Consider the following 23082-nt stretch of genomic DNA (forward strand, 5'->3'; position numbering starts at 1 on the left):
TGACCCGCCGTCGAGGCCCCGCAAAGCGCGGTGACTAAGTACCGGGCTTCCTAACTTCCGTCAGTGACCTACTAGTGGAATCGACAGACACTCCCGACCGGTTTCCGGCACTCCTCGCCGCCACCGCGATGGGCGTCTATCTCCTCCTCGCCGTCGGCGCGACGACGACGCTCACCGACGCGGCGACGGCGTGTGCGGCGTGGCCAGCCTGCGGCGACGGCCTCTCGCTGCCGTCGTCGGCGATGGGCTACGTCGCGCTCGGCCACCGGGCCGTGGCGCTCGTCGTCGGCGTCCTCGTCGCCGCCACCGGCGTCCTCGCGTGGCGACGCGGCGAGTCGACCCGCATCAAAGCGGCGCTCGGACTCTCGCTGCTCCTGTACCCCGCCCAAGCGGTTATCGGCGCGTTCGTCGCGACGAACGGGACGACGGCCACGCTGTCGGCCGTCCACCTCGTCGTCGGTATGACCATCTTCGGCGGACTGGTCGCCGCGCTCGCGTGGGCGCTCGAAACCGAGACCGGCGACCCCGACGACCGACCCGACCGGATGCCCGAGCGGGACCTCCCGCCCGCCGAGGAGCGACATCCCGAGATTCCGTCGTCGACGCTCGCCCGGGCGAAGGCGACGGCGAACGCCTACTTCCGGCTGATGAAGCCGCGGCTGATGTGGCTCCTCTGTCTGGTCGCCGGCGCCGCGATGGCGCTCGCCGGCGGCCCCGGACTCAATCCGACGACCGTCGCCGCGACGCTCGGCGGCGGCGCCCTCTCTATCGGCGCGTCGGGCACGTTCAACCACGTGCTCGAACGCGACATCGACCGCCGGATGAACCGCACCAGCGACCGACCGCTCGTGACCGACCTCGTCCCCGTCCGCAACGCCGTCGCGTGGGGCGTTCTCCTCTCGCTCGTCTCGCTGGCGCTGTTCGCGTCGGTGAACCTGCTGGCGGCGGCGCTCGGCCTCGCGGCCATCCTCTTCTACAGCGTCGTCTACACGCTCGTACTCAAACCGAACACGGTGCAGAACACCGTCATCGGCGGCGCGGCCGGCGCGCTCCCCGCGCTCATCGGGTGGGTCGCCGCCACCGGCGAGGTCGGCCTCGGCGGCCTCGTCCTCGCCGGCGTCATCTTCCTGTGGACGCCCGCGCACTTCTACAACCTCGCGCTGGCGTACAAGGACGACTACGAGCGCGGCGGCTTCCCGATGATGCCCGTCGTCCGCGGCGAGACGGTCACCCGAAAACACATCCTCTGGTACCTCGGCGCGACGCTCGTCGCCGCGGCGGCGCTCGCGGCGGCCGAGACGCTCGGGTGGCTCTACGTCCTCACCGGCGTCGTCTTCGGCGGCGTGTTCCTCTGGATGGTCGTCCGCCTCCACTACGAGCAGTCGGAGTCGGCGGCGTTCCGGGCGTTCCACGCCTCGAACGCCTACCTCGGCGCGCTGCTCTTGGCGGTCGTCGTCGACGCGCTGGCGGTCTAACCCGACTGACCCATGAGTACTCTCGCCCGCTCACTTCCCCGACCCTCGCACGACACGCTCCTCTACGCCGGCGTCCTGTTCAACGTCGAACTCGCCGCGCTCCTCGCGTACGGGCTGTTGACGCCCGGAACGCTGATTCCCGCTCGGTACACGGTGTACGGGTTGCTCTGGCTAAACGTGGGTGTCCTCGCGGTGGCGAAGACGTCCGTCGCGCCCGCGTCGACCCGGACGAAGCGCCGCGCGGCCGTCGTCGCCGCCGCCTACTTCGCGGCGCTGGCCGTCGCCGGCGGACTCGTGACGCTCGCCGCACCCCACGGCGGCGCGGGCCTCCGCATCGGCTGGCTCCCGCCGGGATGGGGACCGGCGCTCATCTACGGCGGCGAGACGCTCAACGTGATTCTGATGCCCGGGCGCGTCGTCGGCTACGTCGCGCTGACGTACCTCGTCTACGCGACGGTTATCGACGCCGCGGGCGCGGCCGTCTCGGGCATCTTGGGTCTCCTCTCCTGCGTCTCCTGTTCGTGGCCGATTCTCGCCTCGCTGGCGACGGCCGTGTTGGGGAGCGGGTCGGCGCTGGCCGCGTCGACGACGGCGCTGTCGTACGACCTCTCGACGGTCGTGTTCGTCGTCACCGTCGCGCTGCTGTACTGGCGACCGTTCGGCCGATAGCCGGAGACGGCTCCCGCCCGCCGGAGATTTAACACGATAGCTGGCGAACGTGTACACATGACAGCCGTCGAAATCGAGTACTGCGTCCCGTGCGGCTACCTCGACCGGGCCGAACAGATTCAACACCAGTTGCTGGAGGAGTTCGGACGGGAACTCGACTCGGTGGCGCTCGTCACCGGCGACCACGGCGTCCTCCGCGTCACCGCCGACGACGAGGTCGTGTTCGACAAGGACGAGGGCGACGAGTACGACGTCGACGCCATCGCCGAGGGCGTCCGGAACCGCCTCGGCGAGGCCTGAGGCGGCCGGTGCGGTCGTACGGGGACTCCGTCGGGCGAGCGCCCGACTCAGTGGCCCCAGAGGTTCCCGCTCTCGTCGTATCGGGCGTCTCGTATCCGGTCGTGTTGCTCCCGGGTGAGACTCACGTCGACCGCGCCGAGGTTCTCTTCTAACTGCTCCTCGGTGCGCGCGCCGACGATGGGGATACAGGTGAACTGCTCTATCTGCATCAGCCACCGCAGCGCGACCTGCGCGGGCGAGGCGTCGACTTCGTCGGCGACCTCCCGAATCGCGTCGAGCACCTTCCAGCCGCGTTCGGAGACGTAGTAGTCACCGAAGCGCTCGTCGATGTTCGCCCGAGAGCCGTCCGGTCCCCTGACGGCCTGCGGGTCGTCCTCGTCGGCGCGTTCGTACTTCCCGGTGAGGAATCCCCCAGCCAGCGGCGAGTACGGACAGACCGCGAGGTCCTGGTCGGCGCAGACGTCGAGATACTCCTTCACGTCCTCGTAGTAGCCCGCGTGAAACAGCGGTTGCGTCACGTCGAAGCGCGCGTAGTCGTTGACGTCGGACTTCCACAGCGCCTTCGTCAACTGCCACGCCGCCATCGTCGACGCGCCGAGATAGTTGACGCGGCCGTCCTCGACCAAGCCGTTCAAGGTCTGGAGCGTCTCCTCGACGGGAGTGTCCTCGTCCCAGCGGTGGATGTAGTAGAGGTCCAGATAATCGGTGCCCAACCTGTCGAGCGTCCCCTCTATCTGGTTTCGGATGTGGGTGCGCGACAGGCCCCGCCCGTTCGGGTTGTCCTCGTCGAAGGGAAAGTACACCTTCGAGGTGAGAACGTAGTCCTCGCGGTCGCGCTCGGCCAGCCAGTCGCCGATCCACTCCTCGCTCGTCCCGTTGGGGTCGCCGTAGACGTTCGCGGTGTCGATGAAGTTCCCGCCGCGCTCCGCAAACGCGTCGAGCAGGTCGTGCGCCTCGCTGCGCTCGGTCTCGTTCGTTCCGTCGGTCTTGCGTCCGAATCGCCACGTGCCGTAACAGAGCGCGGAGACGCGCGTCCCCGTCGCTCCGAGCTGTCGGTACTCCATACGGAGCCTTCGGAGGCGAAAACGAAAAGTGTAGAGTCGGCGGTAACGGGTTCGGAGACTACTCCGAGTCGCCGGTGCGCGCGTCGGCGATGCGGTCGTACTGGTCGTCGGAGAGGCTCACGTCCACCGCGCCGAGGTTCTCCTCCATCTGGTCGACGGTGCGCGCGCCGACGATGGGGATGCAGGCGAACTCGCGCTGGTCGACGAGCCAGCGGAGCGCGACCTGCGCGGGCGTCGCGTCGACTTCGTCGGCCACCTCTCGAATCGCGTCGAGCACCTCCCAGCCGTGCTCGGAGACGTAGGCGTCCTGGAAGTAGTCGACGAGGTTCGCGCGCGACCCGTCGGGGCCGACGGCGTTGCCGTCGTCGTCGCGCTCGTACTTGCCGGTGAGGAATCCCCCGGCCAGCGGCGAGTACGGACAGACCGCGACGTCCTGGTCCGCGCAGACGTCGAGGTAGTCGTCGACCTCGGTCTGCGCCGCGTGGAACATCGGTTGCGTCACGTCGAAGCGCGCGTAGTCGTTGACGTCGGATTTCCACAGCGCCTTCGTCAACTGCCAGGCCGCCATCGTCGACGCCCCGAGGTAGTTCACCTTGCCCTCTTCGACCAATCCGGTGAGCGTCCGCATCGTCTCCTCGATAGGCGTGTTCTCGTCCCAGCGGTGGATGTAGTAGAGGTCCAGATAGTCGGTGCCGAGCCGGTCGAGGGTGCCCTCGATTTGATTTCTGATGTGCGTCCGCGACAGGCCTCGCCCGTTCGGGTTGTCCTCGTCGAACGGGAAGTACACTTTCGAGGCGAGCACGAACTCTTCACGGTCGCGCTCGGCCAACCAGTCGCCGATCCAGTCTTCGCTCGTCCCGTTGGGGTCGCCGTAGACGTTCGCGGTGTCGATGAAATTCCCGCCACCGGCCTCGTAGGCGTCGAGTAGTTCGTGGGCCTCCCCGCGGTCGGTTTCGTACTCGCCGTTGCTCTTCATGCCGAATCGCCACGTGCCGTAACAGATGGACGAGACGCGCGTTCCCGTCGCTCCGAGTTGTCGGTACTCCATACCGACCGCTCGGACCCGTCGGTCAAAAGGCTGTGAGTACCGGAAACCCCCGAGCGACTCGCTCAGTCGCGCCGACTCCGACGGATTGATACTCGCTCCCACGCTCCACCGGCCGTGAACGTCGTAGGAATCGGCCTCGGTGACCTCGGCCGCCTCGAACTCCGAACGCTCGCCGCCCTCGACGGGGTCGACCTCGTCGCCGGGGCGGACGTCTCCCCGGACGCCCGCGAGGCGTTCGCCGAGGAGCACGACGTCCCGACGTACGAGTCGTACGAGGAGCTGCTCGACGCCGAGGACGCCGACGCCGCCTGTATCGTCACCCCCCACACGCTGCACTACGAGCAGGCTCGCGCCTGTCTCGACCGAGGCGTCCACGTCCACCTGGAGAAGCCGATGGTGACCGACCTCGACCACGCCCGCGACCTCCAGAAGCGAGCCGACGAGGCCGGCCTCGTCCTCGCGGTCGGCTACCAGCGACACGTCGACTGGCGCTTCCAGAAGATTCGTCGCCTCGTCGACGAGGGCGCAATCGGCGACCTCCACATGGCCGCCTGCTTCCTCGAACAGGTGTGGATATCGTTCGCCGAGGAGCAGTGGCGCGGCAACCCCGCGCTGTCGGGCGGCGGGCAGCTGTACGACTCCGGGTCGCACCTGCTCGACGCGCTGCTGTGGACGACGCGAACCGACCCCGTCTCCGTCGCCGCCGCGGTCGACGACCGCGGTCACGACGTCGACGTGAACAGCGCGCTGGCGGTGACGCTCGACCGCGACGGCGACCGAGTGACCGCGAGCGTCGGCGTTTCGGGGGCCGGCCGGAGCACGCCCGCTCCCGGCGAGGGCCTGCACTTCTGGGGGACCGAGGGCCGAATCAGCCTCGCCGACGACACGCTGACCGTCGAATCCGGCGGCGAGGTCGACGTCGAGGACGCCCACGAACCCCAGTTCGAGGAACTGACCGAGGCGAAACTGGAGAACTTCGTCGACGCCGTCCGCGGCGACGCCGAACTCGCCATCCCGGCGAGCGACGCCGTCCGCGTGACGGCGCTCACGGAGGCGGCGTACGAAGCAGCCGAGACCGAACGAACCGTCGGTATCGACGCGTTCGACGAGGACGAGGCCGCATCTCTCGCCGCTACGACCGAGGCGACGGGGGCCGTCGACCCCGGAGACGACGACTGAGCGGACGCGCCGGGCCGTGTCCGACGGGCCGCCAGCGCCGCGTCGCGTGACGAAGCGGAATCCGAATCCTTACGGCCGGAACGCTCCGAGTCCGACCATGGACGAGGTACTGGTCGCCGACGACGTACGGAAACGGTACGGTGACACCGTCGCGCTCGACGGCGTCTCGCTGTCGGTCGGCGCCGGGGAGGTGTTCGGCCTCATCGGCCCGAACGGTGCCGGGAAGACGACGCTCGTCCGCGCGCTCACCGGAACGACCCGCGCAGACGGGACGGTTCGCGTCTTCGACGGCGACCCCGAGGACGCCGACGAGCAACGCGTGAGCCTGCTTCCGCAGTCGTTCTCGCCGCCGGCGCGACTCACCGCCCGCGAACTCGTCGCCTACTACGCCGGCCTGTACGACGACTCGCGGGACCCCGACGCCGTGTTGGCCGACGTCGGCCTGACCGACGCCGCCGACACGTGGTACGAGAACCTCTCGGGCGGACAGCAGCGCCGCGCCTGCGTCGGCATCTCGCTCGTCAACGACCCCGACCTGCTCTTCCTGGACGAACCGACGACCGGCATCGACCCCGCGGGTCGCCGGTCGCTCTGGGCGCTCCTGGAGGGGCTCGCGGCGGGCGGGACGACCGTCTTCCTGACGAGTCACTCGATGGCCGAGGTCGAACGGCTCTCGGACCGCGTCGGCCTCCTCGCCGACGGGAAACTCGTCGCCGTCGGGACGCCCGACTCGCTGGTCGCCGAGTACGGCGGCGAGAGCCGACTCGTCGTCCGTCCCGAAACGTCGCCGTCCGCCGCGGCCGAGGCGCTCTCGAAGGCGAACCCGGCGTTCGATCTCGCCGTCGACGGCGAGGAGCTCGTCTTCCGGGACGTCGAACCCGAACGCATCGGCCCGGCCGTCGACGCGCTCGACTCCGCCGGCGTCCGCTACGACGCGCTGACGTGGAAGCAACCGAGCCTCGAAGACGTCTACCTGCGCCTCACCGGCGACGAGTTCGCCGCGTTCGACCGACCGACCGCCGCGGGACGTACCGCCGACGCCGGCGGCGCGGAAGAAACTCAGACCGTCGACGCCGGCGCTCCCGCCGGCTCGGGGGGTGAGCGATGACGGCGACCGGGCGGGTCCGCGCGGAGTTCGACGCGGCGTGGAACTCTTTCCTCCGCCGGCGGACGGCGGTGTTCTTCACGTTCTTCTTCCCGGTCATCCTCGTGCTCATCTTCGGCGCGCTGGTGCAGACCCAGCCGACCGGCGGGGGCCTGTTCGCCGAACCGCAGACGTACTACGTGCCGGGCTATCTGGCGACCGTCGTGCTGTTCACGCCGCTGTCGCGCGTCGGCAGCGAAATCGCCCGTCACCGCGAGGGGAGCCGCTTCGAGAAACTGGCGACGACGCCGCTGTCGCGCACCGAGTGGTTGCTCGCGCAGACGCTCGTCAACGTCGTCATCATCGGCCTCGCGGCGCTGCTCATCCTCGCGCTGATGGTCGTCGTGACCGGCGCGGAGATTCCGCTCACTCCCGGCCTGCTACTCCTGGTTCCGTTCGTCGTCCTCGGCGTCGTCGTGTTCTGCGGCCTCGGGACGATACTCGGCAGCGTCGCCGACTCCCAGGACGGCGTCATCGCCGCGAGCAACACCATCGCACTGCCGCTTTTGTTCCTCTCGGAGACGTTCGTCACGCCGGAGTTGCTGCCGGAGTGGTTCGGGCCGATAGTGAACCTCTCGCCGCTGACGTACTTCTCGCGCGGCGTCCGGGCGCTGACGTACGAGAGTGCCGGATTAGGTGACTCCGTCGTCGTCAACCTCGCCGTGCTCGCCGCGCTCGCCGTCGTCTTCTTCGCCGCCGGGGCGTACGCCATCCCGCGGACGGATTAGTGGAAACAGCGTTCTCTCCGCTCGTCTCGCATTGAGCGTACGGTCGGAACGTATTTGTTCAGCTCCAAGAGTCCAAACTCATGAACGGTTCGTTTCTTCGATTCGGAAACGTCCATTGGGCCTCCAAGGTGGCTTTCACTGTCGCTACCGTGCTTCTCGGGTACTCGCTCTTCGCGGCGCTCAGCGTGTATCCGCTCACACCCGAACCGAGGCACGGAGACGGGATGGGACTACAACTACTACTGCTCTTCCCACCGGCTATTGTAGCCGGACTCGTCGCCGCCGTGGTACTTCGCCGCGAGTTCCTCCCCTCGGCGTTGAAGTGGCGGCTGCTCTACCCTATCGGTGCGATAGCCGGTCTCGTTCCTGTCGTAGCGTATCTCGGTCTGTCGCCGAACTGGAGTGGTTCTGTCGGAAACTGGGTTCAGATGGCGGGACTTCTCGGCGGCTTCGTAACGTTCGTCGGGGAAGTCGCTAGCTGGTGAGTTACACTCCGACTCGGCTCACGCCGAGAATCGCGCCGCAAGACGAACACTCCCAGACCGTTCCATCGCTGAATCGGAGGTCGGTGTCGCTCTCGACGAGTTCTCGCAGTTCCGTCTCACAGTGGGGGCAGTGGCCCATGGCGCCCGAATTTCGGCCGCGAAACTGTAGCAGTTTCGAGTGATTCGGCGCTCTCTCGGCTCTCGGCTCAGTCGATGGGGATGCGCTCGCCGCGTCCGTCGCGCCGCCGCGGGCGTCTCCCGTCTGGCGTCGGGCGCTCGCCGAGAACCACGCGTAGCGTCTTCGCCTCGCCGTCGCGCAGCACGTCGATCTCGACCGGTTCGCCCGGGCGCGTCTCCGTGATGAGGTAGTGCATCAACTGCTCGTGGGAGTTGACCGCGCGGCCGTTGATGCCGACGATGACGTCGCCGCCGACCGGCACTTCCCGCCCGCGGACGGTCCGCGAGTAGCGCGACCCGCGGAGCGCGTCGCCGCCGGTCGGTCCGGCGGCCACGTCGACGACGAGCACTCCCCGAGGCTCGTCGAGGCGGTTCGCCCGCGCGACGGTGGGGGTCACGTCGAGCGTCCGCGTCCGGAGGTAGGAGTGGCGGTACGAGCCGTCCTCGACGAGCCCCGGAACGACCTGCGAGACGATGGCCGGCGAGACGGCGAAGCCGATGTTGTCGCCCTGTTTGGCGCGGTTGACGCCGACGACTTCGTAGGAGAACGTCGTCGAATCGCCGTTCTCGCCTCCGCCGTCCGACTCGCCGCGGCCGTTCAGCGCCACGAGCGGCCCGCCGCTGTTGCCGGGGTTGATGGGCGCGTCGGTCTGGACCACGTCCGGAATGGCGAAGCCGCCGGAGGTCGGCATCGAGCGGTTCGACCCGGAGACGATGCCGACGCTGATGGAGCCGTCGAGCCCCATCGGGTTGCCGAGCGCCGCGACGGGGCGACCGGGTCTCGGGTTCTCGGTGGCGACGGGGAGCGGTACGGCCGTCTCGGGCAAGCGCTCGACGCGGACGACGGCGAGGTCGGTGTAGGCGTCGACGCCGACGACCTCGCCCTCGCGCCACTGGCCGTCGCTGAACCGGAGTTCGACCCCGTCGCCGCCGCGGACGACGTGTTCGTTCGTCACGACGTGGTTCCGGTCGTAGACGAAGCCGGACCCAGCGCCGCCCATCGGACCGCGCTCGGCGGCGTAGATGGAGACGACGGAGGGGATGACCTCCTCGTACAACCGTTCGTAGTCGATGTCTGACTTCATGGGGTGGTGCGCCGACGCCGACCGGCGACGCCCGCGCTTACCGGAGGTTAGGCGTCCCAGTAGATATGAGAATGTCGGATGTTGTCATGCCGCAACGGAGAAGAGGCTGTCGGTTCGCGTGAAGCGACACGGCGAATCGAAATTTGGTCGCTCAGTACCGGAACGTCGGCCCGTCGTCGCTGTCTTGCACTTCGACGCCGATGGCCTCCAATCGGTCCCGGAGGTCATCGGCGCGTCCGTAGTTGCCCGCCTCGCGCTCGGACTCGCGGACCTCCAGGACGAGTTCGACGAGGTCGTCTGCGAGGCTCACGTCGCCGTCCGTCTCGCCGCCGAAGGTGAGGCCGAACACGCCGCCGCCGAGTTCCTCGAACGTCTCGACGGCCTCTCGCAGTCCCCGGTAGTCGTACTCGTCGTGACGCTCGACGTGGCGGTTGACGCCCGCGGCGAGCTCCAGGAGCGCGGCCATCGCCTCGCGGACGTTGAAGTCGTCGTTCATCGCTCGCGTGAACTCCTCGCGCGCCTCGTCGACCGTCGCTCGCAGTTCGTCGTCCTCGACTTTCGTCCGCGCACTGGTCGAGTCGAGGCGGTCGGTGGCCGTCTCGTAGGCGCGCTCCAGCCGCTCCCAGCGCTCTCGGGCTTCGGCCATCGCCTCCTCGCTGAACGTCTGTTTCGAGCCGTAGCCCGTCGAGAGGTAGAACGTCCGGACGATGTCGACACCGAACTCGTCGAGCGCGCCCGAGACGGTGAAAAAGTTGCCGAGGCTCGAACTCATCTTCTCGCCCTTGGTCTCCAGCAAGCCGGTGTGGAGCCAGTACCGGGCGAACTTTCTCCCCGTCGCTGCCTCGCTCTGAGCGATTTCGTTCTCGTGGTGCGGGAACACGAGGTCGTGGCCGCCGACGTGGATGTCGAGCGTCTCGCCGAGGTGCGTCATCGACATCGCCGAGCACTCGATGTGCCAGCCCGGACGCCCCTCGCCCCACGGCGACTCCCACGTCTCGCCGCGGTCGGTCGAGTCGTCGAGGGGGCGGTCGTCCTTCCGGTGTTCGGCGATGGCGGCGTCGCCGACGCCGTCGGCTTTCCAGAGCGCGAAGTCGGCGGGGTGGCGTTTATCGCTGCGCTCGTCGGCTTCGCCCTGTGCTTCCATCTCCTCGACGCTCTGGTTCGAGAGTTTCCCGTAGTCGGGGAACTCGGTCACGTCGAAGTACACCGAACCATTGGACTCGTAGGCGTAGCCCTTCTCGACGAGCGTCTCGATGAGGTCGATTATCTCGGGGACGTGCTCCGATACTCGGGGGTAGACCTCCGCGCGCAGGAGGTTGAGTCCGCGCATGTCCTCGATGACCGAGGCCATGAAGTGCTCGGCGACCTCGTGCTCCGTGTCGCCGAGGCCCTCCTCGCCCGCGCGGGCGGCGATCTTCTCGTTCACGTCGGTGAAGTTCTCGACGTGGCGGACGCCGTAGCCCTCGTGGGCCAGCCAGCGGTGCATCACGTCCGAATGGGTCCACACCCGGGCGTGGCCGAGGTGGGCGTCGTCCGAGACCGTCAGCCCGCAGACGTACAGCAAAACGTCGTCGGGGTCGCCCGGCTCGAACTCTTCGCGTTCGCCCGTCAGGGTGTTGGTCACGGACAGCGTCATTGGCGGGGATTGTCCGGGACGGGATTTAGACCTTTCAGAACTGTGCGAGAGGGTGACGGCGGTGCGTGTCGTTCGGCCCCTTCGCCGAGTCGTTCGCTCGCGGTTTCTCTCGGCGATGTCTCGGACGCAGTCGTGCGGAGCGACGGTGCGCGCCCAGCGAAACGCGGCTCAGTGAGCGAACGAAATCCGGTCCCCGCGGCGGTACCGCTGCAGTCGCTCGAACGCCACCGCGTTCCCCTGGCCGTCGAACTCGATTCTGTACACGCCCAAGATATCTTGCGTATCCGGCACCGACCGTCGCTCTACCACGTCGACGAGCGTGTGCCACCGCTCCGCCTCGTCGTCGTACTCGACCGCGTGAACGCTGTCGAGCGGACGCTCGGTGAGCGCTTCCGTGCGGCTGGCTGCGCGCTGCCGGATACCGTCGAGGTCGTACTGTCCCCGCTGTTCTGCCGTGCTGCCGGTATCTTCGCTTGTTGTGCTCATGTTCCCATCCGCGCCCCCGGGGAGAGTCAGACTCTGTTTCGATAACTGTTGTGTCGTTTACCGGTTCCGACACGTCTCCGGAGCGACGCGGACCGTCGTCTACCGAGTGTTCGCGACCGAAACCGCCTCCAGTGCCGCCTCGACGACCTGGAGCGCGTTCACGCCGTCGCGACGCTCCACGACGACGAGCAACGAACCACCCGCCGTCGCCGCCGCGTCGACCGGAATCTCGGCGGCCTGTAACCGTCCGAGCACCGTCGTCAGCGCGTCGGCACCCACTTCGCCGGTGGCCAAGATGGCCGTCTGCGACCCGTCGCCGGCGACGACCGCTCGTCCGCCGAGCGTCAGCAACGCGTCTCCGTTCGCCGACTCCGCATCCGCCGAGTCGACAACGCCGACTCCGCTCTTCATCGTCACGCGAGCGTCCCGTGGTTCGGTTTCCAGCGGCGGCAACTCCTCGGCGTACCGACGGAGCGCGGTGGCGATAGCGTCCGTCTCGCCGTCGACGTCGAGATGCGACGCGGCGGCGGCGTAGTTGACCACGCCCGCCCGGAGCGCCGTCAGGAGGAACGGTCGCTCGCGGGCGGCCTCGCGGGCGTCTGCGGCCAGTGACATGGCCGCGGGTCACGGGGAGCGCACAAAAAACCTGGAGGGTCCCTACCGCGCTGTCGACTGAAGCGAATTTCAGTAACATCGCGTACAGAAATATCATTCAGATTACCCTTATTGCCTCGGCGGTCCACTCTCTATCTGTGATGAGAACACACCCGGAGCCGCTCCCGACGACGGTCGAATCGGTGGTGCAGACGTTCGTCTTCCTCCTCGTCGCGTTCGCCGCGATGGTCGTCGCCTCCTACCCGACGGCGACCCTCCTCGTGTTAGCGGGCGTCGGCGCGGCGACGCTGGTGACGGTCGCCGTGCTCGCCGCGCGCCGCTCGCTGGGTCGCCGCAGCCACGTCTGCATCCCGCGAACCGGCGTCTGCATCGAGGCCTGAACCGTCAACGGTCGACGAACCGCACGCGAACCGCACTCGAACAGCACTCGACCCACACGCGAACTGACTTCCCGCTGACGCCTCCCCGCCCGACCGCCGCAGAACCGCACGAGAACCGCGCGCAACGAACCGGGTCGGACTGCCGGACCCGAAGTCCCTAAGAGCGTCGCGCCCTCAGCGTCGGACATGCAAGCGCTGGTCATCGTGGCCCACGGGTCTCACCTGAATCCGGATTCGAGCGCCCCGACCTACGACCACGCGGACACCATCCGCGACGTCGGCGCGTTCGACGAGGTGAAGACCGGTTTCTGGAAGGAAGAACCGTCGCTCAGAGAGGTCCTCAGGACCGTGGAGTCCGACGAGGTGTTCGTCGTCCCGATGTTCATCAGCGAGGGCTACTTCACCGAGCAGGTCATCCCCCGCGAGCTTCGCCTCGACGGCTGGGACGTCTCGGAGTGGGACTCCGACGGCCTGAGCGCCAGTCACGCGACGCTCACCGCCGCAGACACGAACCAGCGCGTTCACTACTGCGGTCCCGTCGGCACTCACGAGTCGATGACCGACGTGCTCGTCCGCCGCGCCGAGTCGGTGACGGACGACCCCGAAGTGGGAGCGGGATTCGGCCTCGCCGTCGTCGGCCACGGCACCGAGCGCAACGAGAACAGCGCGAAGGCAATCGAGTACCACGCCGAGCGCATCCGCGAGATGGACCGCTTCGACGAGGTGCAGGCGCTGTACATGGACGAAGAGCCCGAGGTCGACGACGTGACGGAGTACTTCGAGAGCGACGACGTGGTGGTGGTCCCGCTGTTCATCGCCGACGGCTTCCACACACAGGAGGACATCCCCGAGGATATGGGACTCACCGACGATTACCGGACGGGATACGACGTGCCCGCCGAGGTCGACGGCCACCGCATCTGGTACGCCGGGGCGGTCGGTACCGAGTCGCTCATGGCCGACGTGGTGCTCGAACGCGCCGCGGAGGCGGGCGCGGACGTCGGTGACGCCGTCGAAACCGTCCGGGAGCGAACGCGGGGGTCGCCCGCGGCGGGTGACTGATGCGCGCCGGACAACTCGACGCGCTCGTCGAAGCCGTAGCGGCCGACGGAGGCGTCGAGTTCGACGGGCTGAACGCGAACCGCCGGGACGACGGCTACGGGTTCCGGACCCCGCACACCGAGCGCACCGGCCTCTCCGAGGCCGAGTTCCGCGAGGTGGCCGAGTCGAACCCGTGGTTCGTCTCGAACTGGTTCTACTGGACGCGCGAGGTCGGTCTCGGCGACCGGGAGACGGGTGAGGCCGATTCCGGCCGACGCGACGGCGCCAGCGCGCGCCGCGCGTTCCTCCGATGGGCCGAGCGCGCCGACGACCACGGCGTTCCGGAGCGGTACGAGGCGCTCGCCGACGGCGTCAGCCGCGAGTGGGGACAACTCTGCGTCACCGCGACCGTCGCCGACCACGGCGAACGCCGCTACCACCTCCGTCACGTCGCCGACGCCGAGGCCGACCTCTCGTCGCTGGATGTGTACACCGACCCCCTGGAGGCCCGCGGCATCGCCACGTACGACGAGAGGGGACGGTACCGACCGCTGAAGACCGCGCCGACGCTCCGCGACGGGTGGGCGTTCGCGGACCTCGACGGTCGGGCGCTCGTCGAGGCGGTCGACGTCGTCTACCCCGCGACCGTTCCGAACTGGTACCGGGAACGGGAGGGTCGTCTCGACGTGAGCCACTGGAACGAGACGGCCGAGCGCCAGACGGGTATCTACGACGTCGTCGACGAACTCGACGAGGAGGCCGTCGAGTGGATTGCGGAGTCCTGTTGCGTCGACTCGCAGTGCCTCAAGCGCCGGATGTGGGACGCCGACGAGGAGACCGAACTCGACGCCGACCGGGGCGACGGCGTCTTCCCGTGCAGAGAACCCTGCTCGCTCGTCGTCGCCGCCGCCCGCAAGTGGACGACGCTCGAGCGCGAGGAGTCGCGGACCTACGAGTTCGAGCTCACGCCGAGCGAGAAAGAACAGGTCGAGGAGATAATCGACGCCGTCGCCGACGGCCGAACCGACGAGATTCGGGAGGCCGACGTGTACGAGGGCGCGAATCGCTACCGAGCGCGGTTCCTGCGGGCGAAGCGTTTCGACGACGAGGGAAACTTGTCGGGGACGCCGACCGACGAGTGAAGCGTTCGGCGGTTTTTGGTCCAGCTTTTCGAGGGAGCGGAGCGACCGAAGAAAAGGTGGCTGTGTGATTTGTCGGGGACGCCGACCGACGAGTGAAGCGCTCGGCGGTTTTTGGTCCAGCTTTTCGAGGGAGCGGAGCGACCGAAGAAAAGGTGGCTGTGCGATCTATCGGGGACGCCGACCGACGAGTGAAGCGTTCAGCGGAGTTCGCTCGCGGCGAAACTGAGTGCGACGCCGAGGACGACGCCGACGGCGACGAAGACCACCGGGCTGTTGAGCACCAACCCGACGCCGAGCGCGACGGTCAGCGCGACGACGCCGACGCCGACGAGCGGGAGGACGCCCACGTCGCCGACGCTGTCACGGACGTCGTCGAGCGTTCCCGCACCTGTCGTCGTTCCCGATTTCGACGTCTGTTCCGCGGTCGGCGGGCGACTGAGGCGTTCGTCGACGTCGACGCCGGGGTCGTCCTCGGGCGGTTCGACCGTCACGCTGACCGTCGTCTTCTCCGCACCGTAACCCGCCGATATTTCGACGGTGTCGGTCACGCTTCGGTCGAGCGACTCGTCGACGGCGATGTGAATCGGGAGGTTCGTCCCGCGTTCGACGTAGTGGTTGCCGCCGTCGAGTCGGGCGACCCGAGACAGCGCCTCGCCGAGGCGCAGGTGGACGTGGACCGCCTCGCCGCGGTTGACGAGGTCGACGACGAACGACCCTGCCGTCGTGAACTCGCTGGGCGCGTCCACGGCGTGGAGTCGCTCACCGTTCACTTCGACGGGGAGCGTCTGTGACATGTCTCCTCACTTAGTACGCGACGGCAAAAAGATACAGGGCGTTACAGCGACGTATCGGGCGGGTTCTTCGGACGAGTGCCGCGGAAACTCCCGTCGCGAGTCGCTCAGTCGTCGCGCATATCCGGCGGCAGCAGGTTCGGGATGCCGTCCTCGATGGGGTACACCTCGCCCGTCTCCGTCCCGATGAGTCGGCCTTCGAGTATCTCGTCGTCGTCTCGCTCGTCGACTTCCAGTTCGAGGTCGCTCTTGTCGAGCGGGTCGCAGAGAATGTCCATGAGGGATTCCTTCATCGTCCGAACGGTGGGATGCGTCGGATAAAAAGCGTGCGGGTTACCCGACGTTTCTGAACGACGGTCTCGCGGAGGGTAGCGCGCTCAACGGGACGCGACGCCCGTCTTCCCGCCGAGCTCCGTGACGACCACCGGAAACGCGACGACGAACCCGACCAGCAGCACGCTGAGTGCGAACACCGCCGGAAAGAGCGTCCCGACCGCCTCGGTGGCGACGCGGATGCCGACGACCGCGGGAAGGCCGACGAGCGCGAGCGTCGCCCCTTCTAGTCGAGAGGCCGGGCGCGCGGTCGGTTCGAGCGCGTACCACGCCAGCGCGCCGCCGACCGCCGCGCCGAAGACAGTCACGGCGTTGACTGTCGGCCCGGCGAGCGCGTAACCGACCGCGCCGAGACCGGCCGCGAGGACGAACGCCCGCGAGGGTTCTCTCCGGGTGATTCGGAGTGCGATCCACAGAAACGCCGCCGCCAACGCCACGCCCGCGAGCACGTCGCCGACGTAGTGGACGCCGATGACGACCCGCGACAGCGAGACGACGAGGACGAGCGCGGCGGCGGCCGCGTAGCGAACCGCGCGACGACCGGCGTCGACGAGCGCCGCGAGACCGCCGTACAGCACCGTTGCGATGACGGCGTGCCCGCTCGGGAACCCGTAGCCCGTTTCGACGACCAGCGCCGTCTCCACCGGCGGCCGCGGGAGCGCGAACGCGCCCTTCAGTCCGACGACTAGCGCCGCCCCGCCGAGAACGAGCGCCGTCAGCGTCGCCGCTCGCTCGCGGTCGGTGAGCCAGTACAGCAGACAGAGGAACCCGACCGAGAAGGCGACGCCGCCGAGTTCCGTCAGCGGGACGAACCAGTCGACCAGTTCCGGGGGAATCGCCTCCCGAACCGTCTCCGAGAGGTCGACGAGGCGAAACGCGTTCACCGTACCTCCCCGAGCGACGCCGACCCGCCGCTCGCCGTCGATGAGACGAACATAGCGGCCGGACTCCGGGGAGGAGTAAGAGCGTGTCGGTTCGGAGAGCCGTCGTGCGGTTCTACGGAGAACACGCCGGCGACGGCGGTTCGTCGTTCTCGACCGTCTACTGTGACTCGAACGGGTTCGCCAGTTCGACCGACTGCTCGCGGTCCGGACCGACGCCGACGGCGTAGACGGGCGCGTCGACCTGCTCGCTCAGGTAGTCGAGGTAGTCGCAGGCGGCCTCGGGGATGGCCTCGTACCCCGCTTCGGCGACGTCGCTCCAGTCGACCTCCGGCCACGGCTCGAACTCCTTGAGCACGGGGTCACAGCGCGCCCACTCGTCGGTCGTCGAGGGAATCGTGCGAATCTCCTCGCCGTCGAGTTCGTAGGCGTGGCCGACCTTCAGTTCGTCCAGGCCGGCGAGCACGTCGACGTGGTTGACGGCGATACCGGTGAAACCGCTCGTGCGCGAGGCGTGGCGGAGCATCGGCACGTCGAGCCAGCCGATACGACGCGGACGACCGGTGACGGTGCCGAACTCGCCGCCCTTCTCGCGGATGAAGTCGGCGAGTTCCTCCTCGCGCTCGTCGCCGTCGAGCTCCGTCGGCAGCGGCCCCTCGCCGACGCGCGAGAGGTACGCTTTGACGATGCCGACGACTTCGCCGCGGCCGACGACGGTCGGCCCGACGCCCGAACCGACGGCCGCGCCGCCGGCCGTCGGGTTCGAGGAGGTGACGTACGGGTAGTTGCCGTGGTCGATGTCGATGAGCGTGCCCTGCGCGCCCTCGAACATCACGTTGTCGCCCTCGTCGCGGCGGCGGTAGAGGAAGTCGCCGCAGTCGACGAGCATCCCCTCCTCGGCGAGTCGGCGGCCGTACTCGGTGCACCGCTCGTGGAGCGCGTCGACGTCGAGTTCGTCGCCGGCTTCGAGTCCGTAGACGTCCTCGACGATGGCGCGCTTCTGCGGGACGACGTACTCCAGTCTGTCGCGCAGAATCTCGGGGTCGAGCAGGTCGCCGACGCGGATACCGCGGCGGCCCGCCTTGTCCTCGTACGTCGGGCCGATGCCGCGGCCGGTGGTGCCGACCTTCACGCCCGAGTCGGCCTTCGCCTCCTCCTCGATGCCGTCGAGTCGGCGGTGGTACGGGAGGATGACGTGCGCTCGCTTGGCGACGCGGACGTCGGGGTCGAGGCCCCGCTCGCGCAGCGCGTCCATCTCCTCGAACAGCGTCTCGGGGTTGACGACGCAGCCGTTCCCGAGAACGCCGATCTTGTCGCGCACGGCACCGCTGGGAACCAACGAGAGCTTGTACTCGGTCCCGTCTTCGACGACGGTGTGTCCGGCGTTGTCGCCGCCCTGATAGCGGACGACCACGTCGGCGTCGCCGCCCCAGAGGTCGACGAGCGCGCCCTTGCCTTCGTCGCCCAACTGCGAGCCGACGATTGTGACAGTCATAGTCGCCGATTCTGCGGCACTCGCTAAACCGGTTACGGTCCGTCGTCGAAAAATGAACACGGGTGCGCACAGGCGACCGCCGACCTCAGGAGAGTTGAACACGAACGTGTATCTCCCTCCGCCTCGTGGTGAATCCAAACGGTTAACAATAGACGTGTTGTACAATGACAATCCCTACCGTTCTCGCCGGACCGGACAGCAACTTTTAAAGGGAGCGAAGACAAGTTAACAAATGGCATGATAGACAGACTCGAAAAAGAGGTGGACATGCTCGAACGACACCTCCAAGTCCTGAAGATGGTCATCGAGAACGAACCCATCGGTATCGTGAAGATGTCGAACGAGACCGGCTACCCCCACCACAAGGTCCGCTACTCGCTGCGCGTCCTCGAGGAGGAGAACCTCATCGAGCCGTCGAGCCAAGGTGCGATCACGACCGAGCGAACGGCCGAGTTCGTCGACGAACTCGACGGCAAACTCGACGAGATCGTCGACAAGCTCGACACGATGAAAATCGAAGACGCGGTCGAAGTCGAAGGGTAGCTGTTCTCTCAGAGCTCCGGAACGTTCAGATGGAAGTCGCCGTTACGGGTCTCGACGAGACAGAGGTGGAATCCCCGCTTTCTGGTGAGTCGGACCAGACTCTTTCGCTTGCCGCGACTGAGCAGTCCACCGCCCGTCGCGTCGGCGGCCGTCTCTAACGCTTCCGGCTCGAAGTAACTCGTCGTCACGAGGAACGACGCGCCCAGCGAGTCGCTCGTCTCGGCGACCTGTCCGGCGTTCTGGACGAGCGAGGACATCATCGCCTCCGACGCCGCCGCCCGCGAGTCGTTGACGTCGGCGACCAGAAGCGGGTTGCCCATCCGGTCGCGCAGCACCACGTCGAACGTCCGCTGTTCGCGGTGTTCCTCGCCGTTCTCGGTGAACTGCACCGAGACATCGCCGCCGAGCTCGGCCCGGTCTATCTTCGGAATCGCGTCGAACAGTTCCTGCATCGCGGCGACGTTGCCAGTGTCGCGGATCTCGTACAGCAGGTCGTCGACGACCCACTTCACGAAACCGTGCTCGACGGTGCCTTCGAGAAACTCCTCGTAGGACTCCCCTTCGACGTGGAGCCCCTCGGTCTCGAAGCGCGTGTGGTGCTCGAGCCGAAGATTTTCGATGACCTCGGGGCGGTCGACCTCGCCCGCGTGGGCTTTCTCCAGCGTCCCGCCGCTCTTGGTTCCGTAGCGGACGAACAGGTTCGTCCCGTCGAGCGCCTCTTTGCGGCCCATCGTCCGCTCGGGCGCGGACCCGTCGTCGCTCCCGGCTTGGGCGGCTTCGAGTTTCGCTTCGAGCGACTCGACCGTCTTCTCCAACCGCTCGACCGACTCCGCGAGGCGGTCGGCGCGCTCGCGCTGCTCGTCGCGTTCGGCCTCGACTGTCGAGAGCCGCTCCAGCGCCTGTTGGCGCTCGGTCTCGGCGGTCTCCTTCGCCGCAACGGCGCGTTCGAGGCGCTGTTCGAGTTCGGCGCTCGCGGCGGTCGGTTGCTGCTTCTGCGCGGCCGCCTGCCGGGGCTGACCGCCCTTCGAGCGCCGCGCGGCGGCGTCCTCGTCGGGGGTGCGGTCGGTCTGCGCGGCCTGTCGACGACGCCTCCGCCGCCGCCGTCCGTCGTCGTCCGCGTACTCGTTCACCTCGGTCTGTTCGGGGTCCAGCGCCGGTATCGACTTCGCGTTCCGCCACTCGGCCTCCTCGGAGAACACGTCGGGGTCCACGGCACCGTCGGCCGCGTTGGCGCCCTCACCCGCGGACACGGCCGCGGAGTCACCCGAAGGCTCGCGCGGCTCGGGGTGCGTCTGGGCGGTCGTATCGGTCCGCTGGTGGTCGCTGTCGTCGCCGTCGGCGTCGTCGTTCTCGCCCCTGTCGACTTCGGGAGTCCCCGTAGAGGCGCCTCCGGCGTCGCCGCTCGCCGGTTCGTCGCTCGCCGGTTCGTCGCTCACCTGCTCGCTGGCTGCGTGCGCGGCGGCCTCGGCTTCGGCCGGCGTCGGGTCCGTCGGCGTCTCGATCTCGGTGGCGACCTCTTCCGTCTCGGCGATGGGTCCAGAGAGCCGGTCATCCGACTCCGAATCGACCGCCGCTCGGTCCGCGGTCGAGTCCTCTTCGGCTCCGGCGTCGGTCGCGTTCGCCGTCCCGTCCGTCGCGTTCGCCGGCTCGTCGGTCGCCGCCTCGGACTCGGCGCTTCCGACCGCGCCGAACGTCACGTCTCCCTGGTCGTCCTCCGCGGCGGACTCCTCGGGCGCTGGCTCCGGTTCCGGCTCGGGCTCCGGAATCTCGACGACGTCGACGTCGGCGGTTTTCACCTCGAAGATGCCCACCTCGTCGTCGGCGCGTTCGAACGCCTCCTCCCCCGTCAGGAGCGTCCGGTTGTTGCCGACGAACGCCGCGCTCATCGACTTGCCGCCGTGGTAGACGACGTAGTAGTCGCCCGAGAGCACGTTCTCGGAGAGTTCGATGTAGCCCGTGAACTTCCCCGACTTCAGCGTGGCGTCGGCCTCCGAGATCGACGTCTCGTTCGTGTAGTAGCTCGCCCGCGTCTCGCCGCCCTGCTCTCGCATCGTAAAGAGCAGCGGTAGCGAGGGGTCCGGTGCGGTGTAGGCGGTTCCCTCGGCGCTCTCGAAGGACTCGATGGTACCCCCGAAGACGCCGACGACGCGGCCGTTGACGAAGAACGCCCACGCCATGTCGGCGCTGACGGCCCCGGTGAACCCCGCGGCCGCGAGGTCGGAGAGACCGGCGTACCCGCCGTCGAACGGTCGCTCCTCCCACCCGGTGACTGTCTCGATTACGTCGCTGTCCATTTGATGCTACTTCACCACACCCGAAGCAAATACTTTCCGGACGCGCAAGTACGTGTCAGTCAGCCGTCTGACGGCTGTCAGCCATCGGCCGACCGCCGCCTCCTTTGGGGCGGCTTTTCGGGTGACCGCTGCCGATTTTCCCTCCGGCTACGACCGCCGCTCTCTCGCCCTCGTCAGTAGCTCTTTGATTCCCGCGACCGACGTACGGCCGTGTCACGTCCCCAGTCGTACTCGTTTCAGCGCTATCTCGCGGCGAAAGAGCGCGTCGACGACCGGGCGCTTCACCGCCCGACGCTCGACGCGGTGGCCGCGGACCTCGCGGCCGTCGCCGACGCCCGCGACGAGGTCCGCGTTCTCGACCTCGGCGGCGGTCTCGGCTCGATGCTTCGCCGGCTGCTCGACTGGAACCGCCTTCCCGACCGAGTCTCGTACACGCTCGTCGACAGAGACGGGGCGAGCCTCGAACGCGGCCGCCAGCGGTGCGTCGAGTGGGCGTCGGAGGCGGGGTACGCCGTCGACGGCGGCGACGAGAGCGACGAGAGCGGCGAGAGCGACGAGAGCGACGAAAGCGAGAACGACGCGGGACACGACCTCGTGCTCTCGACCGCGTCCGAGGAGATCGGCGTCTCGTTCGTCGCCGCCGACGCCTTCGACTTCCTCGAAGCCACCGAAAGGCGGTGGGACCTCGTCGTCGCCGCCGCGTTTCTGGACGTCGTCGACCTCGACTCGGCGCTCCCGGCCATCTTCTCGGCGCTCGCCGCCGACGGCCGCTGGTACTTCCCGGTCACCTTCGACGGCGAGACGGGGTTCGCGCCGACGCCGGAGCCCGAACTGGAGGCCCGAATCGTCGACGCCTACCACGCGAGTATGGACGCCCCGAACCGTCCCGGCGGAAGCCGAACGGGCCGGGAACTGCTCGCGGCCGCCCCCGAGGCCGGCGGCGAACTGCTCGCCGCGGGCGGCTCCGACTGGGTTGTAACGCCGCCGTACGCGGGCGACGAGGCGTACTTTCTGCACCACCTGCTCTCGTTTTTCGAGGACTCCGTGGGAGAGAGCGGCGAAATCGACGGCTTCGACGCGTGGGTCGACGAGCGCCACGCGGCCGTCGAACGCGGCGAACTCTCGCTTGTCGCGCATCACCTCGACGTGTACGGTCGATGCTGAGGGAGGCCGTCGTCGCCGGACCGCTCAGTCGACGACGTGTTCGGTCGGTTTGGTCGCGCCGTCGCCGACGCGTCCGGAGACGTAGAGCCAGTCGCGGGCGAACCCGAGCAGCAGCGCGCCGCCGAACGCCACCGCACCGACGGCTCTCGCGCGCTGGTCGGGCACCGGCGACAACGCCACGGCGAGAAACGCCATCTGGAGCCCCGCGAGCAGGCGGCGACCGACGCGCGGCGGCAGGTCGTAGACGGGTGCCCCGCGGCGACGGCGCAGGTCGCGTGCGAGGCCGAACGCGTAGCGTGCGAAGCCGACCGAGAGATACCAGACGGGCAGCAGCCCGGCGACCACACCGACCGAGCAGGCGACGAGCACGCCGAGGGCGTCGTATTCCAGGTCCAACGCGGTGCCGAAGCCGGTGACGCGGTCGTTTCGTCGCGCGAGCGTCCCGTCCAGCAGGTCGAGCGCGGCGGCGGTTCCGTAGAGTGCGGCGGGTATCCACAGCAACGCGGCGGTTTCGGCCCAGTCGACGACGACGAACGCGGCGACCCACGCCAAGAGCACGCCCCGACCGAGCGTGACGAGGTTGCCGGCTCCGAGACGAGCGAACAGCGTCTCACCCGCCCGACGGTTCCGGTCGAGCTGTCGAAGCGCCCACCAGAGTTCGACTGCGAGAACCGCGGCGGCGACGAGGAACCAGGTTCCGACCGTCGCGGTCGTCGCGGCGCGAGTCGTAGAGAGCGCGCTGGCGACGAACAGCGTCGCCAGCGCGGCGACGCTCGCGAATCCGCCGAGACGGCGGCGGAGACTGGCGAGCGCGCTCTCGCGGCGGACGCGATTGCTCCCGGACACATGCACATATGCGGTGCTCGAAATATAGTTCTATGCCGCGCGGTCGTCATCTATGCCGCGCCGTTATCTTCTATGCCGCGC

Annotated in this window: 24 protein-coding genes; 12 read left to right on the forward strand and 12 right to left on the reverse strand. The window is 68.3% G+C overall.

Going from position 1 to position 23082, the window contains the following annotated elements; translation table 11 throughout:
- The first annotated feature begins 74 nt into the window (after positions 1–74).
- Genes FCF25_RS12765 through FCF25_RS12775 form a run of 3 tightly spaced genes read left to right on the forward strand, consistent with a single transcriptional unit; the run spans position 75 to position 2444 of the window.
- Complete coding sequence (locus tag FCF25_RS12765) at positions 75–1475, forward strand: heme o synthase (protein WP_394338679.1); 1401 nt, start codon at positions 75–77, stop codon at positions 1473–1475.
- A gap of 12 nt (positions 1476–1487) precedes the next feature.
- Complete coding sequence (locus FCF25_RS12770; protein WP_117591575.1) at positions 1488–2144, forward strand: hypothetical protein; 657 nt, start codon at positions 1488–1490, stop codon at positions 2142–2144.
- Positions 2145–2201: 57 nt separating this feature from the next.
- A complete protein-coding gene (locus tag FCF25_RS12775; RefSeq protein ID WP_137048952.1) occupies positions 2202–2444 on the forward strand; it encodes a SelT/SelW/SelH family protein in 243 nt (80 codons plus the stop codon).
- A gap of 47 nt (positions 2445–2491) precedes the next feature.
- Here FCF25_RS12775 and FCF25_RS12780 read toward each other — a convergent pair whose 3' ends face one another.
- Entirely contained in the window at positions 2492–3508 is a 1017-nt protein-coding gene (locus FCF25_RS12780) for an aldo/keto reductase (protein WP_117591570.1), read from the reverse strand.
- A gap of 58 nt (positions 3509–3566) precedes the next feature.
- On the reverse strand, positions 3567–4556 hold the full coding sequence (locus FCF25_RS12785; RefSeq protein ID WP_137048953.1) for an aldo/keto reductase: 990 nt from the start codon (positions 4554–4556) through the stop codon (positions 3567–3569).
- 114 nt (positions 4557–4670) lie between these two features.
- On the opposite strand from FCF25_RS12785, the gene FCF25_RS12790 reads away from it, so the two are divergent.
- The 4 genes from FCF25_RS12790 (at position 4671) to FCF25_RS12805 (ending at position 8092) form a co-directional block, all read left to right on the forward strand.
- Positions 4671–5735: a Gfo/Idh/MocA family protein gene (locus tag FCF25_RS12790; RefSeq protein ID WP_137048954.1), complete on the forward strand. Its 1065-nt coding sequence runs from the start codon at positions 4671–4673 to the stop codon at positions 5733–5735.
- A 97-nt stretch (positions 5736–5832) separates the two neighbouring features.
- Positions 5833–6843 carry an ABC transporter ATP-binding protein gene (locus tag FCF25_RS12795; RefSeq protein WP_137048955.1) on the forward strand — a complete coding sequence of 337 codons (1011 nt, stop codon included), beginning with the start codon at positions 5833–5835 and terminating at the stop codon, positions 6841–6843.
- Positions 6840–7607, forward strand: coding sequence for an ABC transporter permease (locus FCF25_RS12800; RefSeq protein WP_137048956.1), 768 nt, complete (start codon positions 6840–6842; stop codon positions 7605–7607). Before FCF25_RS12795 ends, FCF25_RS12800 begins: the two co-directional genes overlap by 4 nt.
- 80 nt (positions 7608–7687) lie before the next feature.
- Positions 7688–8092 carry a hypothetical protein gene (locus tag FCF25_RS12805; protein WP_137048957.1) on the forward strand — a complete coding sequence of 135 codons (405 nt, stop codon included), beginning with the start codon at positions 7688–7690 and terminating at the stop codon, positions 8090–8092.
- Positions 8093–8298: 206 nt separating this feature from the next.
- On the opposite strand, the gene FCF25_RS12810 is transcribed toward FCF25_RS12805, so the two are convergent.
- The 4 genes from FCF25_RS12810 to FCF25_RS12825 all read right to left on the reverse strand — a co-directional run bounded on the left by FCF25_RS12810 (position 8299) and on the right by FCF25_RS12825 (position 12091).
- A complete protein-coding gene (locus FCF25_RS12810) occupies positions 8299–9354 on the reverse strand; it encodes a S1C family serine protease (RefSeq protein WP_137048958.1) in 1056 nt (351 codons plus the stop codon).
- Between the two features lie 151 nt (positions 9355–9505).
- On the reverse strand, positions 9506–10990 hold the full coding sequence (cysS, locus tag FCF25_RS12815; RefSeq protein ID WP_137048959.1) for a cysteine--tRNA ligase: 1485 nt from the start codon (positions 10988–10990) through the stop codon (positions 9506–9508).
- Positions 10991–11158: 168 nt separating this feature from the next.
- A complete protein-coding gene (gene gvpO / locus FCF25_RS12820; protein ID WP_137048960.1) occupies positions 11159–11476 on the reverse strand; it encodes a gas vesicle protein GvpO in 318 nt (105 codons plus the stop codon).
- A 99-nt stretch (positions 11477–11575) separates the two neighbouring features.
- Positions 11576–12091, reverse strand: coding sequence for a hypothetical protein (locus tag FCF25_RS12825; protein WP_137048961.1), 516 nt, complete (start codon positions 12089–12091; stop codon positions 11576–11578).
- A 137-nt stretch (positions 12092–12228) separates the two neighbouring features.
- On the opposite strand from FCF25_RS12825, the gene FCF25_RS12830 reads away from it, so the two are divergent.
- From FCF25_RS12830 to FCF25_RS12840, 3 genes are all read left to right on the forward strand, one after another.
- Positions 12229–12471 carry a hypothetical protein gene (locus FCF25_RS12830; RefSeq protein WP_137048962.1) on the forward strand — a complete coding sequence of 81 codons (243 nt, stop codon included), beginning with the start codon at positions 12229–12231 and terminating at the stop codon, positions 12469–12471.
- 186 nt (positions 12472–12657) lie between these two features.
- Positions 12658–13533, forward strand: coding sequence for a CbiX/SirB N-terminal domain-containing protein (locus FCF25_RS12835; protein ID WP_137048963.1), 876 nt, complete (start codon positions 12658–12660; stop codon positions 13531–13533).
- Entirely contained in the window at positions 13533–14654 is a 1122-nt protein-coding gene (locus FCF25_RS12840) for a DR2241 family protein (RefSeq protein ID WP_137048964.1), read from the forward strand. Before FCF25_RS12835 ends, FCF25_RS12840 begins: the two co-directional genes overlap by 1 nt.
- A 197-nt stretch (positions 14655–14851) precedes the next feature.
- On the opposite strand, the gene FCF25_RS12845 is transcribed toward FCF25_RS12840, so the two are convergent.
- The 4 genes from FCF25_RS12845 to FCF25_RS12860 form a co-directional block, all read right to left on the reverse strand.
- Positions 14852–15448 carry a hypothetical protein gene (locus FCF25_RS12845; protein WP_117591547.1) on the reverse strand — a complete coding sequence of 199 codons (597 nt, stop codon included), beginning with the start codon at positions 15446–15448 and terminating at the stop codon, positions 14852–14854.
- 104 nt (positions 15449–15552) lie between these two features.
- Positions 15553–15738, reverse strand: coding sequence for a methytransferase partner Trm112 (locus tag FCF25_RS12850; protein WP_058581454.1), 186 nt, complete (start codon positions 15736–15738; stop codon positions 15553–15555).
- A gap of 84 nt (positions 15739–15822) precedes the next feature.
- Positions 15823–16662: a phosphatase PAP2 family protein gene (locus FCF25_RS12855; protein ID WP_157972630.1), complete on the reverse strand. Its 840-nt coding sequence runs from the start codon at positions 16660–16662 to the stop codon at positions 15823–15825.
- A gap of 157 nt (positions 16663–16819) precedes the next feature.
- The gene (locus tag FCF25_RS12860) at positions 16820–18154 is read right to left on the reverse strand and encodes an adenylosuccinate synthase (protein ID WP_137048965.1); all 1335 of its coding nucleotides are present in this window, start codon (positions 18152–18154) and stop codon (positions 16820–16822) included.
- Between the two features lie 237 nt (positions 18155–18391).
- Here FCF25_RS12860 and FCF25_RS12865 point away from each other — a divergent pair, with 237 nt between their 5' ends.
- Complete coding sequence (locus tag FCF25_RS12865; protein ID WP_117591543.1) at positions 18392–18697, forward strand: hypothetical protein; 306 nt, start codon at positions 18392–18394, stop codon at positions 18695–18697.
- An 8-nt stretch (positions 18698–18705) separates the two neighbouring features.
- Here the strand turns inward: FCF25_RS12865 and FCF25_RS12870 are convergent, their stop codons facing one another.
- A complete protein-coding gene (locus tag FCF25_RS12870) occupies positions 18706–20991 on the reverse strand; it encodes a hypothetical protein (protein ID WP_137048966.1) in 2286 nt (761 codons plus the stop codon).
- A gap of 210 nt (positions 20992–21201) precedes the next feature.
- Here FCF25_RS12870 and FCF25_RS12875 point away from each other — a divergent pair, with 210 nt between their 5' ends.
- Positions 21202–22155: a trans-aconitate 2-methyltransferase gene (locus FCF25_RS12875; RefSeq protein WP_137048967.1), complete on the forward strand. Its 954-nt coding sequence runs from the start codon at positions 21202–21204 to the stop codon at positions 22153–22155.
- 24 nt (positions 22156–22179) lie between these two features.
- On the opposite strand, the gene FCF25_RS12880 is transcribed toward FCF25_RS12875, so the two are convergent.
- Positions 22180–23001 carry a CDP-alcohol phosphatidyltransferase family protein gene (locus FCF25_RS12880; RefSeq protein WP_168191256.1) on the reverse strand — a complete coding sequence of 274 codons (822 nt, stop codon included), beginning with the start codon at positions 22999–23001 and terminating at the stop codon, positions 22180–22182.
- Positions 23002–23082 lie beyond the last annotated feature (81 nt).

Origin of the sequence: Haloprofundus sp. MHR1, from assembly GCF_005155585.1 — an archaeon.
Classification (GTDB): Archaea; Halobacteriota; Halobacteria; order Halobacteriales; family Haloferacaceae; genus Haloprofundus; species Haloprofundus halophilus.